Below are 15,480 nucleotides of genomic sequence, written 5' to 3' on the forward strand. Positions count from 1 at the left end.
CCTTCAGCAGGAGAGATGCACCATGCACTCACATTCAACACGCTTGGCCCTTGTACTCGCGCTGGCACTGACCGGCCCCCTCGCCCAGGCCCGCGACCTGACGGTGGTCGGTTTCGGTGGCGCCACGCAGGAAGCTTTCGACAAGGCCTGGTTCAAACCGTTTGCCGCCCAAAGCGCCAAACCAGTCGTTCAAGACAGCTACGGCGGCGGTCTGGCCAAACAGAAAGCGATGGTCGAGTCGGGCAATCCGACCTGGGACCTGGTGCAGATGGACCAGAACGAAATGGAGCTGGCCTGCGAACAGGGCCTGCTGGAAGACCTCGACCACAAACAATTGAAGAATGCGGCCGAGGTCAATCCCGAGGCCTTTTCCGAGTGTGGTGTCGGCGCCTTCGTCTGGTCCGAAGTGATGACCTACGACCCGAAAAAATTCGGTGCCGACGGCCCGAAAAGCTGGGTTGATTTCTGGAACGTGCAGAAATGGCCAGGTAAACGCGGCTTGCGCAAACAAGCCCGCATGACCCTGGAAATTGCCCTGATGGCCGACGGCGTCGCACCGGCCGATGTCTACAAATTACTGGCGACCCCGGCAGGACAGAACCGCGCATTTGCCAAACTGGACGAAATCAAACCCTACATCCAATGGTGGGAAACTGGCGCTCAGCCGCTGGAATGGCTGGCCGCCGGCAATATCGCCGTGAGTGCCGCCTACAACGGCCGGATCGCCATCGCCAATCAACAGGGCAACCATTTCCCGCTGATCTGGCAGCAACAGCTGTACAGCATGGACTACTGGACCATCATCAAGAACACCCCCAACAAAACCGCCAGCTATCAGCTACTCGACTACATCCTCAGCACCAAGGCCCAAAGTGATTTCGCCCACGCGATTCCCTACGGCATCGTCAACAGCAAGGCCATCGCGGCCATGGATGAGAAGACAGCCAGCGCATTGCCCAACGCGCCGGCCAACATGAAAGATGCCCTGCTGCTCGATACGCCGTTCTGGGTCAACTACGAGGAAGACCTGATGAACCGGTTTACCCGCTGGGTAGCCCAGTAAACAGGCCTCAAGACCGCGCCGCCGATGACGACGGCGCGGTTCGAGTATGTTTTTTTCAAGGTGGGTTTGACTATGTCCGTTTCCTCGATAGATGCACCGGCTCGCGTCGACACGCTGGCCATCGCTCATCATCAATCCAGTCGCCGCAAGCGCTGGGTTTCGATGCTGCTGCTCTTGCCGCTGCTGGCTTACACCTGTGTTTTTTTCGCTCTGCCGATCGGCATGATGTTCTATCGGGCCGTCAGCAACCCCGAACTGTTGCAAGCCTTCCCCCAGGCCATCTCCGCGATGGCCGACGAGCAGGCAAACGATTCAACCGCGCTGCCGGGCGACCGGGTGTTCGATTCGCTCGAGCAAGACTTCATCAACGCCCCGAGCAACGCGGTCATGGGTGAGGCGGCACGACGTCTCAACTATGAAAACAGCGGTTATCGCTTCCTGGTCATGAACACCGCCCGCACCTACAGAAAGCCGCTGGCGACCCCGGGCAGCCAGAGCGCCCGCGAGCGTTTGGCCGCCATTGATGAACGTTGGATTTCACCCCAGTTATGGGAGGACTTTCGCCGCGCTTCCCCGGCCTACACACCGTATTACCTGCTGGCCGCCCTGGACTTGAAGCAAACGGATCAAGGCATCGCGCCGGTCGAAGAAAGCCAGCGGGTGTACCTGGACCTGACCTTCAAGACCCTGAAAATCGCCCTGATCGTCTCACTGTTGTGTCTCTTGCTGGGCTTTCCGTTTGCCGCGTTGATGGTCAAGGCTTCACCGGCCCTGCAAGTCCTGCTGTTCCTGGCGGTCATGCTGCCGTTCTGGACCTCGTTGCTGGCACGAACCACGGCCTGGATCGTGGTCCTGCAGGACAAAGGCATCGTCAACACGTTACTGCTGCGCCTGGGCCTGATCGATAACCCGCTGCCGATGATTTTCAATCTGCCCGGCGTGTACATCGTGATGGTGCACATCCTTCTGCCGTTCAGCGTGCTGCCCCTGTACAACGTGATGAAAAACATCCCGCCACATTTCATGCGCGCCTCGGCCTCGCTCGGCGCTCATCCTGTACGCGGGTTCATTCGTGTTTACTTGCCCATGACCTTGACGGGAATCGGTTCCGGCACCCTGCTCACGTTCATCGTCGCAGCGGGTTACTACGTGACACCGACCCTCGTGGGCAGTGCACGCGAACAGATGCTCGGCTATTTCATTGCGTTCTATACCAATACCACGGTGAATTGGGGCATGGCCTCGGCACTGGGGCTGGTGCTGATTTCCTGCGTGATGGTCATTTACCTGCTGGCCGCGCGCCTGGTAGGTATTCGCCAGATTGCCGGCCTGCGCTGAAGGAGCTCTCATGAACCATTTCATACAGGCTTACCTCGCCCGCAAGGCTCACCTATTGTTCGGCCTATTGATGAGCATTTTCATGATCGCGCCCTTGTTGGCGGTGGTCCCGATTTCATTCAGCAGTGGCACGTTCCTCTCCTATCCGCTGCCAGGACTGTCGCTGCAATGGTATGAACGGGTATTCACCAGCGGCCCCTGGATGCAGGCGCTGAGCAACAGCCTGTGGGTCGGCATCGCCTCGACGCTGTTGGCGACGCTGCTGGGCACGCTGGCCGCGCTTGCCTTTGCACGACACAACCTGCCGGCCGCCAGCGGAATGCTCGGTCTGCTGATTTCACCGATGATTTTCCCTCCGGTGATCTCCGGGCTGGGCATGTATTTCCTCTTCGGCAACTTGGGCCTGACCGGAACCCTGTTCGGTCTGATTCTGGCCCACACGGTACTGGCCACGCCTTTCGTCCTGATCAGCGTAGCCGCCAGCCTTCAGGGTTTCGACATGACCCTGCTCAAAGCCGCCGCCATGTCCGGCGCCTCGCCGGTGCGGGCCTTCACAGGCATCGCTTTGCCAATCATCGCGCCCGGCGTGATATCGGGCGCACTCTTCGCCTTCATGACATCGTTTGATGAAATCGTCGTGGTGCTGTTCATCGGTGGCCCCAGCCAAAGGACCTTGCCTCGCCAAATGTTCGATGGCATACGCGACACCATCGACCCCTCGATTCTCGCCATGTCGACATTGTTGTTACTGGTGGGCATCGTCGGGCTTATGACCACTACCTGGCTGACCTTGCGTGCACAACGCACCGCTCGCCAACTCAAGGAGCAATAACGGATGAGCATGTATATCGTGACCGGCGGCACCCAGGGCATCGGCGCCGCCACCGTGGAGCAGTTGATCGGCCAAGGCTTGTCGGTTGTGTTCACTGGACGAGATGTCGATGCGGGGGAACGGCTCGTCCAACGCCTGCCGGGCAGCACGTTCGTGGCGGGTGATGTGCGGCAAGAGGCCGATTGTCAGCGAGTGGTCGATCGTGCACTGGAACTGGGCAACGGCTTGTTGCAAGGTCTGGTCAACAACGCCGGCATGGCCGGACGCAAGGCGCTCACACAGACCTCGCAGCTGGAATGGGACACCATGTTTGAGGTCAACACCCGCTCGGCATTTTTCTTTATCAAGCATGCCTTGCCCGGCTTGCAGACAGGTAATGGAGCGGTGGTGAATGTGTCGTCGATCGCCGGCAAGGCCGGCGAAGAGGGACTGGCCACTTACTGCGCCAGCAAGGCCGCATTGATCGGCCTGACTCAGGCACTGGCCCTCGAATATGGCGCAAGCGTGCGTTTTAACGCGGTTTGTCCCGGCCAGATTGCCACCCGCATGATGGGAGCGATTATGCAGGACGCACCTCGTCTTGCCGCCCTGACCGCACGGATCCCTGCCGGTCGTCTTGCCGCGCCCGAAGAGGTGGCCCAGGCGATTTGCTGGTTACTGTCGTCGGCGTCCAGCTATGTCAACGGTACGGTGTTGACGGTGGACGGTGGCGAGACAGCAGGGCTGAGAACCCCGCCGAGTGACACCGCGCAAGCTTCCCGCTAATACACGTCGTCATTCTTCGCGAGCAACGCGGGAGCGAAACTGCCCGCGATTGCTGTGCGTCAGGCGGCATCTTTATCGAACAACCACCTGACGGCCGGGAGCAAAAATCAATCGTCACCAAATATTGCCTGCGTCATATTTCGTGCGTAGTAAAGACCCGTTTCCCACAGGTAGTCTCCATACCCAGCCTTGAACCCGCCCTTGCTGTCCCGGTGAGCACACCCAAGCCTCCCCTGCTCAAACGGTTGATCTTGCTGGCTGCGGTCATTGCTGCCCTGGTGTTCGCCGGGCTGTATGCGACTCACTGGTGGACCGCCGGACGTTTTATCGAAGAAACCGACGACGCCTACATCGGCGGCGATGTAACGGTGATCGGGCCGAAGGTGGCGGGTTACATCGAAGAAGTGCTGGTGACCGACAACCAGAAGGTCAAGGCCGGCGATGTGTTGATTCGCCTCGACTCCCGCGATTACCGCGCCAACCTGGCCAAGGCCGAAGGCGCAGTGGCCGCCGAAGAAGCGCTGCTCGCCAATCTCGATGCCACCGAACAATTGCAACACGCGGTGATCGGCCAGGCCCGCGCCGGGATCGATGCCGCCGGCGCCGAAACCGTCCGTTCCCGGGATGATGATGCTCGCTACAAAAAACTGGTCGGCAGCAATGCCGTCTCGGTGGAAAGCGCCCAACGCGCCAACGCCACCTTCAAGACCGCCCAGGCCCTCAGCGCCCGGGCCCAGGCTGAATTGCTCGCCGCGCAACGTCAGCTGAACGTGATCGCAACCCAGAAACAACAAGCCCGCGCCGCGCTGATGCAGGCTCTTGCCGAACGTGATCTGGCACAGTTGAACGTGGATTACACCGAACTGAAGGCCCCGGTGGACGGCTCGATTGGCAATCGCCGGGCGCGGGTCGGCGCTTATGCCCAGGCCGGTTCGCAACTGCTGTCGGTGGTACCGGCCAGCGGGCTGTGGGTCGATGCCAACTTCAAAGAAGATCAGCTATCGCGAATGACACCGGGGCAACGGGTGATCATTCATGCCGACGTGCTCTCGGGGCAGGAATTCCACGGTCATCTGGACAGTCTCGCGCCGGCCAGTGGTTCACAGTTCAGCGTGCTGCCGCCGGAAAACGCCACGGGCAACTTCACCAAAATCGTTCAGCGGGTGCCGGTGCGTATCGTGCTTGATCCGGCCGATGGCGTGCTCGGCCATCTGCGTCCGGGCCTGTCGGTCACCGCTGAAGTGGACACTCGCAAGGAACCTGCAACCCCGGCCGTGGCCAGCACGCCATGAGCCGCGCCCTCGCCGCTCCCGCGCAACCGTTCAATGCCGCGGACATGACAACGGCGACCAAGGTGTTCGCCTTCGCCACCATGTGCATCGGCATGTTCATTGCGCTGCTGGATATTCAGATCGTCTCGGCGTCGTTGCGTGACATCGGCGGCGGGCTCTCGGCCGGCACCGACGAAACCGCGTGGGTGCAAACCAGTTACCTGATCGCCGAAATCATCGTGATCCCGCTGTCCGGCTGGCTCTCCCGAGTGTTCTCGACACGTTGGCTGTTCTGCGCTTCAGCGGTGGGCTTTACCCTGGCCAGCCTGCTCTGCGGCGCGGCCTGGAACATTCAGAGCATGATCGCCTTCCGTGCCCTGCAAGGGTTTCTCGGCGGTTCGATGATTCCGCTGGTGTTCACCACGGCATTCTTTTTCTTCACTGGCAAGCAACGGGTGATCGCGGCTGCAACCATCGGCGCGGTGGCCTCTTTGGCACCGACGCTGGGGCCAGTGATTGGTGGCTGGATTACCGACATTTCATCCTGGCACTGGCTGTTCTACATCAACCTGGTGCCGGGGATCTTCGTCGCAGTGGCGGTACCGATGCTGGTGAAAATCGACCAGCCGGAATTGTCGCTGCTCAAGGGCGCCGACTATTTGAGCATGGCGTTCATGGCGCTGTTTCTCGGTTGCCTGCAATACACCCTCGAAGAAGGCCCACGCTGGAACTGGTTCAGCGACAGCACGATTCTGACCACGGCATGGATCAGCGGACTGGCCGGCCTGGCGTTCATCGGCAGAACCCTGCATGTCGCCAACCCGATCGTCGATTTACGCGCCTTGAAAGACCGTAACTTCGCCCTTGGCTGCTTCTTTTCGTTCGTCACCGGGATCGGCCTGTTCGCCACCATTTACCTGACGCCGCTGTTTCTCGGTCGGGTGCGTGGCTATGGCGCGCTGGACATTGGTCTGGCGGTTTTCTCCACCGGGGTGTTCCAGATCATGGCGATTCCGCTGTACGCCTTTCTGGCCAACCGCATCGATCTGCGCTGGATCATGATGATCGGCCTCGGGTTGTTCGCGTTGTCGATGTGGGATTTCAGCCCGATCACCCATGACTGGGGGGCTAAGGAATTGATGCTGCCACAAGCGCTGCGCGGGATTGCCCAGCAACTGGCGGTGCCGCCAGCGGTGACGTTGACCTTGGGTGGTCTGGCACCGGCGCGGCTTAAACACGCGTCGGGGTTATTCAACCTGATGCGAAACCTGGGTGGCGCCATCGGCATCGCTGCGTGCGCAACCATTCTGAATGACCGCACCAACCTGCACTTCACCCGGTTGGCGGAAAACCTCAACAGCACCAATGAAGCACTGAATCAGTGGCTGTCCCAGGTCGGCAACAACTTCGCCGCCCTCGGCCAAAGCGGTGACGTGGGTGTCACCGCCAGCCTGCATCAGCTGTGGCTGCTGACCTACCGCGAAGCGCAGACGCAGACTTACGGCGATGCGTTCCTGATGATCATGGTCTGCTTCATCATCGCCACGGCGATGGTGCCCCTGATGCGCAAGGTGCAACCACCGGCGGCGCCGTCAGCAGACGCTCATTGATCAGGCCTGAGGCATTTTGCGAAAGCCAACCGCCAGACGGTTCCAGGCGTTGATCGTGGTAATGGCCACGGTCAAGTCGACCAACTCCTTCGGACTGAACTCGAACGCCGCCAGCTCGTAGTCCTCATCCGGTGCGTGAGTCTGGCTCAGCAGCGTCAGGGATTCGGTCCAGGCCAGCGCCGCACGTTCGCGCGGAGTGAAGAACGGCGTTTCACGCCAGGCCGACAATGTGTACAGACGGCGCTCGTCTTCACCGCCCTTGCGGGCATCGGCGCTGTGCATATCCAGGCAGAAGGCGCAGCCATTAATTTGCGAGGCGCGCAGCTTGACCAGTTCAATCAACGATTTTTCCAGAGGCAGCTTCGAAACAGCGGTGTCCAGCGCGATCATGGCTTTGAGTGCATCTGGGGAAGCAGTATAGAAATCAATACGCGGTTGCATGGTGGGCTCCAGTCAAAAGGGTGTGGAGCTACGTTAATCCCGCACTGACCTGCAGCAAATAGCCAATTACCGGGAAGATTAGGATGCCAATGGGCGGGTTTGAAAAATAATCTAGATGGGTAATTGCCATCACACCACTGACGCCCATAGAATGCGACTCATTCTTGATAGCGCGGCCAGGATGCCGGAAACGAGTGCCTCCTGCCCATGTCGTCCTCATCCGAAATGCCTTTGCCAGCTACTATTTCGCCGAATTCCGAATCGCGTTGGCACCTGGAATCCTTGTTGTGGGAAATGCCGGAACAGGCGCGCGAAGCCTTTCTGCTCGCCCAGATTCATGGGCATGGTCGAGCCCGGATCGCCGCGCGGCGGTCGGCGTGCAAAAAACCGCTGACCCGTCGACAAACCCTGGTTTATCTGGCCTTGCTGTTGATCGCCGGCCCCGTCGGGATGATTTGGCAACATGCGCCGTTCGAGCACTGGAACAGTCACGACCGTATCCAGGTCGGCGCACAGCTTATTGGCCAGGCGCCTGCTGCCGACTCACTCGATTGCACCCGCGCCCATGACCTTCAAGCCCCTACGCTCGATTGCGCAGCCACTGCAAAAATCCCTTCTTCTGCACAACCCTAGGCGCTTCCTGAGTCAACGTCTGAGCCTTGTTCAAGCGAAAATCCAGCAACGCCTTCATTGCTTCGCCGATGTCATGCCGCGCATCCAGGCACGGTTTGAGGTATTCCTTCTCGATCCGGTACAAGCTGCAAAACGTCTTGGCGCTGAAGTCCGCCGGTAGTGCCGTATCGGACAAAATCCCGCCCTCGCCGATCACCTCACCCGGGCCCATGCGCCCGGATTCGAACATGACCCCACCACGGCTCAGCTCCACCGACACGACGCCGGATTCGATGATGAACAAATGATCGCTGACCTCCCCCGCCGGCAGGATCATTTCACCGGCGCGGAAGTTCTGCAGGGTCATGTTCTGGCTGAAGGTTTCTTTCTCTTCCTGACGCAGGGTCGAGAAAATGTTCGACGCGTCCAGCAATGCCCGTGGCCGCGACAGGTTGGCAGGTGCGTTCGGTTCGACGTTCGACAACAGGCTGACGCCGCTGGCCTGCAAGTGCCGGTACGCCAGGTCGAACAGCAGATTACGGACCATGCGTTTCTGGTCCATGGAGACCACAAAACCACTGATTTCGTATTCCACGCCGTTGGCACTGGAGCCTTTCAATGCGACACACGGCGCCGGTTTGTTCAACAGATAACGGCAACCCTCCATCGCCCGTTCCAGTGCTTCGATGACGGTTTGCGGACGCGCGTGCGGGCTCAATTGTAAGCTGATGGAGACGCCGAAAATATCACTGGGCCGGCTGAAATTGATGATCTTGGCCTTGGCCGCCAGGGAGTTGGGGATCACCGCCATGCTGCCTTGGGCCGTTTGCAGGCGCGTCGCGCGCCAGTCGATATCGGTGACCCGACCTTCGGTGCCGTCGATGGAGATCCAGTCATCCAGTTGATAGGGCTTGGTGGTATTGAGGACGATCCCGGAGAACACGTCGCTGAGGGTACTTTGCAAGGCCAGGCCGACGATGATCGCCAACGCGCCGGAGGTCGCCAACACGCCTTTGACTGGCAGATCGAGGACATACGCCAACGCCGCGATGATCGCGATCAGGAAAATCACCGCGCCAAGCAAATCCTGCAACAAGCGCCCGGTGTGCCCGACCCGTTGCATCATCACCGCGCCGATCAGCACCGTCAGGGTGCGCGCGCCGAACAACCACCAGCCAATCTGCAATCCGGTGGCGGCCAGGTGCAGCGGGACGTTGTCGGCCCAGGGCGCCGTTTCCATGGGGTTCAGGCCTTCGTTGAACAGCAGGACACTGAACAACGAAAAAATCACCAACCGCACGACCAGTTTCCATTGACTGCCATTGGCACTGAGCAGGCGCCACAACCCCAGATCGATAAGGACCAAAGCCATCGCGCAGATCAATGGGTGATCGGTAAGCAGTGACAGCATCAAGCAACTCCAGCCATGTACGGATGGGCACAGTGTAGGAGGAATTGGTGACCTGAGAACATCACAAAACACTGTGGGAGCGAGCCTGCTCGCGATAGCGGTCTGACAGTCACCGAATCAGTGTCTGTCGTACCACCATCGCGAGCAGGCTCGCTCCCACAGGGGAACTATGTCGTCAGAGGTTACTTGCTGTTGGTCAGCGCGTTGTAGCTGGTAAACAGGTTGCGGTAGTCCGGGATGTGGTTGGAGAACAAGGTGCCCAAGCCTTCCACGTCGTTGCGCCAGTCGCGATGCAGCTCACAGGCCAGGCCGAACCAGGTCATCAACTGTGCGCCGGAGGACGACATGCGGTCCCAGGCCGATTGACGGGTCAGTTCGTTGAAGGTGCCGGAAGCGTCAGTCACCACGAACACCTCGAAGCCTTCAGCCAGTGCCGACAGCGCCGGGAACGCCACGCATACTTCGGTCACCACGCCGGCGATGATCAGTTGTTTCTTGCCGGTGGCCTTGATCGCCTTGACGAAGTCTTCGTTGTCCCAGGCATTGATCTGGCCAGGACGGGCAATGTACGGCGCATCCGGGAACAGCGCCTTGAGCTCGGGCACCAGCGGGCCGTTGGGGCCGGTTTCGAAACTGGTGGTGAGAATGGTCGGCAACTTGAAGTACTTGGCCAGGTCAGCCAGGGCCAACACGTTGTTCTTGAAACGGTCCGGGTCAATGTCGCGCACCAGAGAAAGCAGACCCGCCTGGTGATCAACCAACAGAACGGCGGCGTTATCTTTGTCGAGACGTTTGTAAGAGGTAGTCATGGGAGTAATCCTCGCTTTTTATCGATGCCGAACGGGCCGGCGTGAGAGAAACCTGATAGTTCGTTAAAAAGCGGCCAAGCAAGGGTAGTCGCCCTCGCCCGGCACGCCACAGCGTTACAACAATGAGTTCAACCGCTCATCCGACCGAACCGGCCTGACTGGAAGTCAGCAAAGGCCTGGTGGATTTCCTGCTCGGTGTTCATCACGAACGGACCGTGACCGACGATGGGTTCGTCGATCGGCTCGCCACTGAGCAGCAACACAACGGCATCGTTATTGGCTTCCAGGCTGAGCTGCTGGCCATTGCGTTCGAACAACGCCAACTGCCCCTCGCGCACCAGTTCCACACCGTTGACCTGAACCGTGCCACGCAACACTACAAGTGCCGTGTTACGACCTTCGTGCAGGTCCAGGGTCAGCAACTTGCCGCCGTTGAGGCGCAGGTCCCAGACGTCAATCGGGGTAAACGTGCGCGCCGGGCCGGTGTGGCCGTCGAACTCACCGGCGATCAAGCGCAGGTTGCCGGCCTGGTCCTTGAGCGCGATGCTCGGGATGTCGCCATCGAGAATCGTCTGGTAACCGGCGTCGGCCATCTTGTCCTTGGCCGGCAGGTTGACCCACAGCTGCACCATTTCCAGGGTGCCGCCGGTTTTGGCGAAACCTTCTGAGTGGAACTCTTCGTGGAGAATCCCGGAGGCTGCGGTCATCCATTGCACGTCGCCAGGGCCGATCTTGCCGCCGCTGCCGGTGGAGTCGCGGTGTTCCAGTTCGCCCTTATAAACGATAGTCACGGTTTCGAAACCGCGGTGCGGATGCTGACCAACGCCACGACGCTCGGTGGTCGGGGTGAATTCAGCGGGACCGGCGTGATCGAGCAGCAAAAAGGGGCTGATGTGCTTGCCCAGGTTGTCGTAGGAAAACAGCGTGCGAACCGGAAAACCGTCGCCGACCCAATGGGCCCGTGGGCTGGTGTAGATACCGATGATGTTTTTCATTCTGCCTCCGAATCGGGTGAGTGACGCGATGGACAAAGCTTAAAACTGAACCATTTAATGCACTAGACTGCAAAAATCAGCCTTAGCGTTCTATATGGAGAACGATGGTGGAAGACCTCAACACCCTCTACTACTTCACCCAAGTGGTGGAACACCACGGTTTCGCCCCGGCCGGTCGGGCGCTGGACATGCCCAAGTCAAAGCTGAGCCGGCGCATTGCCGAGCTCGAAGAGCGCCTCGGTGTACGCCTGCTGCACCGCACAAGCCGGCATTGTTCACTGACGGAAATCGGCCAGGCCTATTATCAGCGTTGTCTGGCGATGCGCGTGGAAGCGGAAAGCGCTGCCGAACTGATCGAACGCAACCGCTCCGAACCCCAAGGCCTGGTGCGCATCAGTTGCCCGACCGCGCTGCTCAACTCCTGGGTCGGGCCGATGTTGACCCGCTACATGCTCAAGTACCCGCTGGTGGAGTTGTTCATCGAGAGCACCAACCGCCGGGTCGACCTGATCCACGAGGGTTTCGACATCGCCCTGCGCGTGCGCTTTCCACCGCTGGAAAACACCGACATGGTGATGAAGGTGCTGGGCAACAGCACCCAGTGCCTGGTTGGCAGCCCGGCCTTCATGCCGCGCCTGTCATCACCGGCCTCCCCGGCTGACCTCAGCGGGTTGCCGAGCCTGCATTGGGGCGCGGCGCAGCGTGAATATCAGTGGGAATTGCTTGGAGCCGATGGCGCGAGCGCGGTGATTCGACATGCGCCACGAATGGTCACCGATGATCTGTTGGCGTTGCGTCACGCCGTGGTGGCCGGGATCGGAATCGCTCACCTGCCCAGCGTGGTGGTGCGCGATGACATTGCCGCGGGCCGACTGGTGGAACTGGTGCCGGGCTGGGCACCCAAATGCGGGATCGTGCATGCCATCTTCCCTTCACGCCGTGGGCTGCTGCCGTCGGTGCGCGCATTGATCGACTTTCTGGGCGAGGAATTCAGCCACAGTGATATTGCTTAGAAACCTGAGCGACGCCGACATGGCGCTGATTTGCGGGTCTGGATCGTGACCATCGACTGACCAGCCCCAAAGGCATCGCGCCCCAGTGGGATTAAGCGTCAGTCTGGCTTGAGGCTCTGATCCAGGCGTGCCATGGCGTGTTGCAATTGATCGACGGCCTCGTCGATCAACGCCGCGCGCCCCTCGGCGCAGGCACGTTCCAGATGTTCGCAGCACTCGATCAAACGGTTTGCACGAACCATCCGCGCACCACCTTTGATGCGGTGCGCCAGGTCTTCCAGCCGGTGACGATTGCCACTGACGTGCGCTGCAAGCAGATCTTCGCGATCGTAGCGATTGGTCTCGGCCAGTTCGTGCAACAACTGATTGATCAGCGTCCGGTCTTCACCGACGTAGAGCTCCAGGCCGGTCAAGTCGATCTCGGACGTTGCTTGCTCTTCAACCGGCGCTGGCGGTTCATTCACAAATCGGGACGCCAGCCAGGCACTCAAATCGGCCAGCCGGATCGGTTTGAACAGACAGTCGTCCATGCCTGCTTCAAGGCAACGGATCTTTTCCTCCGGCTGCGCATTGGCGCTAAACCCAAGAATCAGCGTGGGTGGCAAACCATTAGCGCGCTCTTCATCGCGTATCGCACCCGCCAATTCATAACCATTGACCACCGGCATGTTGCAATCGGTGATGACCAAATCGAGCTCATGCTCGCGCCACTGCGCAAGACCACGCTCGCCATCCTCCACCTCCAGCACCTGATGCCCCAGGTAGCTCAACTGCCGAGAGAGCAACAATCGATTGGCCGGGTAATCGTCGACCACCAGAATGCTCAGCAGCCGAGTGGCCACCGGCAATCCGCTATCGGCCCGCTCGCTGCAGGCCAACGGTTGCAACTCAATCAGATCAAGGCTGATATCGACCTGCGTACCCCGTCCGAGGACGCTGTCGAGCTGCAATCGGCCGCCCATCATTTCGCACAAAGTGCGGCTGATCACCAGTCCCAGGCCGGAGCCATTGTGGCCGGACTGCTGGCTGTTTCCGGCCTGTACGAACGGGCTGAACAGTCGTTGCTGATCGCCCACACTGACACCGATGCCGCTGTCCTCAATACGCACACTGACCGCCAGATGCCCCGACACACCGGGCTCTACTCGCAGTGTCAGGCTCACCTCACCTTCACGGGTGAACTTGATCGCGTTGCTCAGCAGATTGGACAGCACCTGCTTGAAGCGCGTGGGGTCGACTAACACGTCACAATCGCTGTGTTCGGCCAATTCGACCCGCCACCGCAGGTTCTTCTGCCGTGCCAGGCCTTCGAAAACCCGGCACACCGACTCCACCAGCGTGCGTAGATTGGCCCGCTCCGGGGTCAGCGACAAATGCCCGGACTCAATGCGGGCGATGTCCAGGATGTCGCCGATCAACGCCAGCAATTGCTGCGCGGCATTGGATGCCACTTCGATGGCGGAGCGATCAGTGAGGCCCTCTTCCGCTCGCTTCAGCGCCAGTTCGAGCATGCCGATCAGGGCATTCATCGGCGTGCGGATTTCATGACTCATGGTCGCCAGAAAGGTGGTTTTGGCGCGGTTGGCATCGTCGGCGGCGTCCTTGGCATCCTGCAATTGCCCGAGCAATTGTTGGCGTTGAGTGATCTGCCGACGCTGCCAGCCTATCCAGGCCAGTGCGAGCAACAGCAAAGCGCCCGCAGCGGCAAACGCCTGGAAAATGCCTTGGCGATGACGCAGCCAGTAGCTGTCATCGACCACCACATCATTGCTCCAGCGGGCTAACAGCTCATCCATCTCCCGGGGCGAAATGCTCAGCAGTGCCTTGTTCAGAATCGAGTGCAACTCCAGCGCACCACGGCTGGTGGCCAGAGCGATACGCGCCGGTTCATCACCCACGGTGCTGCTGATTCGCAGACGCTCGCGGTATTGCCGGGTAATCAGATACCGAGCCACGATCAATGAACTGACTGCCCCATCGGCCTGGCCCTTGATCACCCATTCCAGACCCTGCGCCGGACTCTGCACTTCGACCAGACGTACAGTGGGCGCCCGAGCGCGGATGAACCCGAGCAACGGATGACCGCGATAGATCGCCAGGCGTTTACCGGCCATGTCATCCAGAGTCCTGGGGCTTCCCGGGGTGGTCGCACTGACCAGTACAAACGGATTGTTCAAGTAGGCCCGAGTGAAACGCAGTTCGACTTCGCGTTCGATACTGGGCGTGACCACAGGTAACACGTCGATCTTGCCGTCCTTGAGTTGCTGGATCTGCTGATCGAGGGAGTTACCCCGCTGCACGTTGAAGGTCAAGCCGCTGCGCTGGCTGATCAGCGTCAGCAATTGCGCGGTCAACCCGCTGAGTTGTCCCTGGGCATCGTAAAAAGTCAGCGGTGCAAAGTTCTCGATGGCACCCACTTCCACCGTCGGATGTTGATCCAGCCAACGTTGTTCACTGGCGCTCAAACGTACTCGCTCTTGACCCGCCATGTTGGCTCTTCCGGCACTCCAGCGCTGCTCGATGTCCGTGCGCTGATCCATGGGAATCGTCGCCAGCGCCTTATCGACAATGCTTTTCAGACGTGGATTGCTGCGGTTTAAGGCAAAGCCGAACGGATTGGCGTCCAGGCCGGAAGGACCCACCAGGCGTACGTTACTGAGGTAGTTGTTATTGATGAGGTAATTGGCGCTGATGAAGTCCCCGAGGTACACATCATCAAGCCCGAACGCCACCGCCCCGATCGCATCGAGTGCCGAGGGGTAGCGTTGCAAGCTCGCATCGGGATAGAAGGCTTCGACAGTCTGCGTCTGCAGATAGTCATCGACCATGGCGATGCGTTTGCCCGCGAGGTCGACGGGCATCCAGTCGTCCAGGCGGGTAACCAGCATCGGCTGGTCTTCGGCATAAGCACTGGATCGGATCAGCTCCGGGTCAGCCGCCTCGAAGTTGTTGGAGGTGCCGAGCAGATCCAGTTCATCGCGCTTGAGCGCATCCATGGCTGCCTCGCGCGTGCGATAACGAAGCACGTCGATTTTTACGTGCAGCAGTTGCCCCAACAATGCTGCGTAGTCTGCGGTAATGCCTTCCAGCTCATCAACGTTGCGCGTGATCTCGAACGGTGGGTAGTCCGGCCCCGACACCCCGAGGCGCAAGACTCGTTTGCCACGCAACCACTGCCAGTCTTTTTCATCCAGCTGGACCTGATAACCCTCCACCGTGGAATGCCCCAGCACATGCAAAAGCTTTGGCTCATCGGCCGCCGTCGCCGGTGCTCCCAGTCCACAGAACAGCAACAGAACCCACAAACAATCGCGCATGAT

Annotated in this window: 13 protein-coding genes and 1 pseudogene; 9 read left to right on the forward strand and 5 right to left on the reverse strand. The window is 59.9% G+C overall.

The window, feature by feature from the left end:
- Positions 1-22: 22 nt before the first annotated feature.
- The 6 genes from ACYZUA_RS22680 (at position 23) to ACYZUA_RS22705 (ending at position 6,879) form a co-directional block, all read left to right on the forward strand.
- On the forward strand, positions 23-1,063 hold the full coding sequence (locus ACYZUA_RS22680) for an ABC transporter substrate-binding protein (protein ID WP_461960687.1): 1,041 nt from the start codon (positions 23-25) through the stop codon (positions 1,061-1,063).
- 72 nt (positions 1,064-1,135) lie between these two features.
- Positions 1,136-2,401: an ABC transporter permease gene (locus ACYZUA_RS22685; RefSeq protein ID WP_461960688.1), complete on the forward strand. Its 1,266-nt coding sequence runs from the start codon at positions 1,136-1,138 to the stop codon at positions 2,399-2,401.
- A 10-nt stretch (positions 2,402-2,411) separates the two neighbouring features.
- Positions 2,412-3,233: an ABC transporter permease gene (locus tag ACYZUA_RS22690; protein ID WP_461960689.1), complete on the forward strand. Its 822-nt coding sequence runs from the start codon at positions 2,412-2,414 to the stop codon at positions 3,231-3,233.
- Between the two features lie 3 nt (positions 3,234-3,236).
- Complete coding sequence (locus ACYZUA_RS22695) at positions 3,237-3,998, forward strand: SDR family NAD(P)-dependent oxidoreductase (protein WP_461960690.1); 762 nt, start codon at positions 3,237-3,239, stop codon at positions 3,996-3,998.
- A gap of 137 nt (positions 3,999-4,135) precedes the next feature.
- On the forward strand, positions 4,136-5,290 hold the full coding sequence (locus ACYZUA_RS22700) for an HlyD family secretion protein (protein ID WP_461964088.1): 1,155 nt from the start codon (positions 4,136-4,138) through the stop codon (positions 5,288-5,290).
- Complete coding sequence (locus ACYZUA_RS22705; protein WP_461960691.1) at positions 5,287-6,879, forward strand: DHA2 family efflux MFS transporter permease subunit; 1,593 nt, start codon at positions 5,287-5,289, stop codon at positions 6,877-6,879. Before ACYZUA_RS22700 ends, ACYZUA_RS22705 begins: the two co-directional genes overlap by 4 nt.
- Here ACYZUA_RS22705 and ACYZUA_RS22710 read toward each other — a convergent pair whose 3' ends face one another.
- Complete coding sequence (locus ACYZUA_RS22710) at positions 6,880-7,320, reverse strand: carboxymuconolactone decarboxylase family protein (protein ID WP_461960692.1); 441 nt, start codon at positions 7,318-7,320, stop codon at positions 6,880-6,882.
- 207 nt (positions 7,321-7,527) lie between these two features.
- On the opposite strand from ACYZUA_RS22710, the gene ACYZUA_RS22715 reads away from it, so the two are divergent.
- Positions 7,528-7,953 (forward strand): hypothetical protein, encoded by a 426-nt coding sequence (locus tag ACYZUA_RS22715; protein ID WP_461960693.1) that lies wholly within the window; start codon positions 7,528-7,530, stop codon positions 7,951-7,953.
- Here ACYZUA_RS22715 and ACYZUA_RS22720 read toward each other — a convergent pair.
- The 3 genes from ACYZUA_RS22720 to ACYZUA_RS22730 all read right to left on the reverse strand — a co-directional run bounded on the left by ACYZUA_RS22720 (position 7,901) and on the right by ACYZUA_RS22730 (position 11,147).
- Positions 7,901-9,343, reverse strand: a complete 1,443-nt coding sequence (locus ACYZUA_RS22720; RefSeq protein WP_461960694.1) for a mechanosensitive ion channel domain-containing protein — start codon at positions 9,341-9,343, stop codon at positions 7,901-7,903. The two genes, ACYZUA_RS22715 and ACYZUA_RS22720, sit on opposite strands and share 53 nt — an antisense overlap.
- Before the next feature lie 182 nt (positions 9,344-9,525).
- On the reverse strand, positions 9,526-10,152 hold the full coding sequence (gene ycaC, locus ACYZUA_RS22725; protein WP_461960695.1) for an isochorismate family cysteine hydrolase YcaC: 627 nt from the start codon (positions 10,150-10,152) through the stop codon (positions 9,526-9,528).
- A 128-nt stretch (positions 10,153-10,280) separates the two neighbouring features.
- Positions 10,281-11,147: a pirin family protein gene (locus tag ACYZUA_RS22730; protein WP_461960696.1), complete on the reverse strand. Its 867-nt coding sequence runs from the start codon at positions 11,145-11,147 to the stop codon at positions 10,281-10,283.
- Positions 11,148-11,251: 104 nt separating this feature from the next.
- On the opposite strand from ACYZUA_RS22730, the gene ACYZUA_RS22735 reads away from it, so the two are divergent.
- Together ACYZUA_RS22735 and dkgB are read left to right on the forward strand one after the other, a co-directional pair.
- Complete coding sequence (locus ACYZUA_RS22735) at positions 11,252-12,160, forward strand: LysR substrate-binding domain-containing protein (protein ID WP_461960697.1); 909 nt, start codon at positions 11,252-11,254, stop codon at positions 12,158-12,160.
- A 4-nt stretch (positions 12,161-12,164) separates the two neighbouring features.
- Positions 12,165-12,255: pseudogene (gene dkgB, locus ACYZUA_RS22740) on the forward strand (2,5-didehydrogluconate reductase DkgB); the annotation flags it as partial.
- A gap of 3 nt (positions 12,256-12,258) precedes the next feature.
- On the opposite strand, the gene ACYZUA_RS22745 reads toward dkgB, so the two are convergent.
- Positions 12,259-15,477 (reverse strand): transporter substrate-binding domain-containing protein, encoded by a 3,219-nt coding sequence (locus tag ACYZUA_RS22745; RefSeq protein ID WP_461960698.1) that lies wholly within the window; start codon positions 15,475-15,477, stop codon positions 12,259-12,261.
- Positions 15,478-15,480 lie beyond the last annotated feature (3 nt).

It is taken from the genome of Pseudomonas sp. LS2P72, assembly GCF_054897865.1.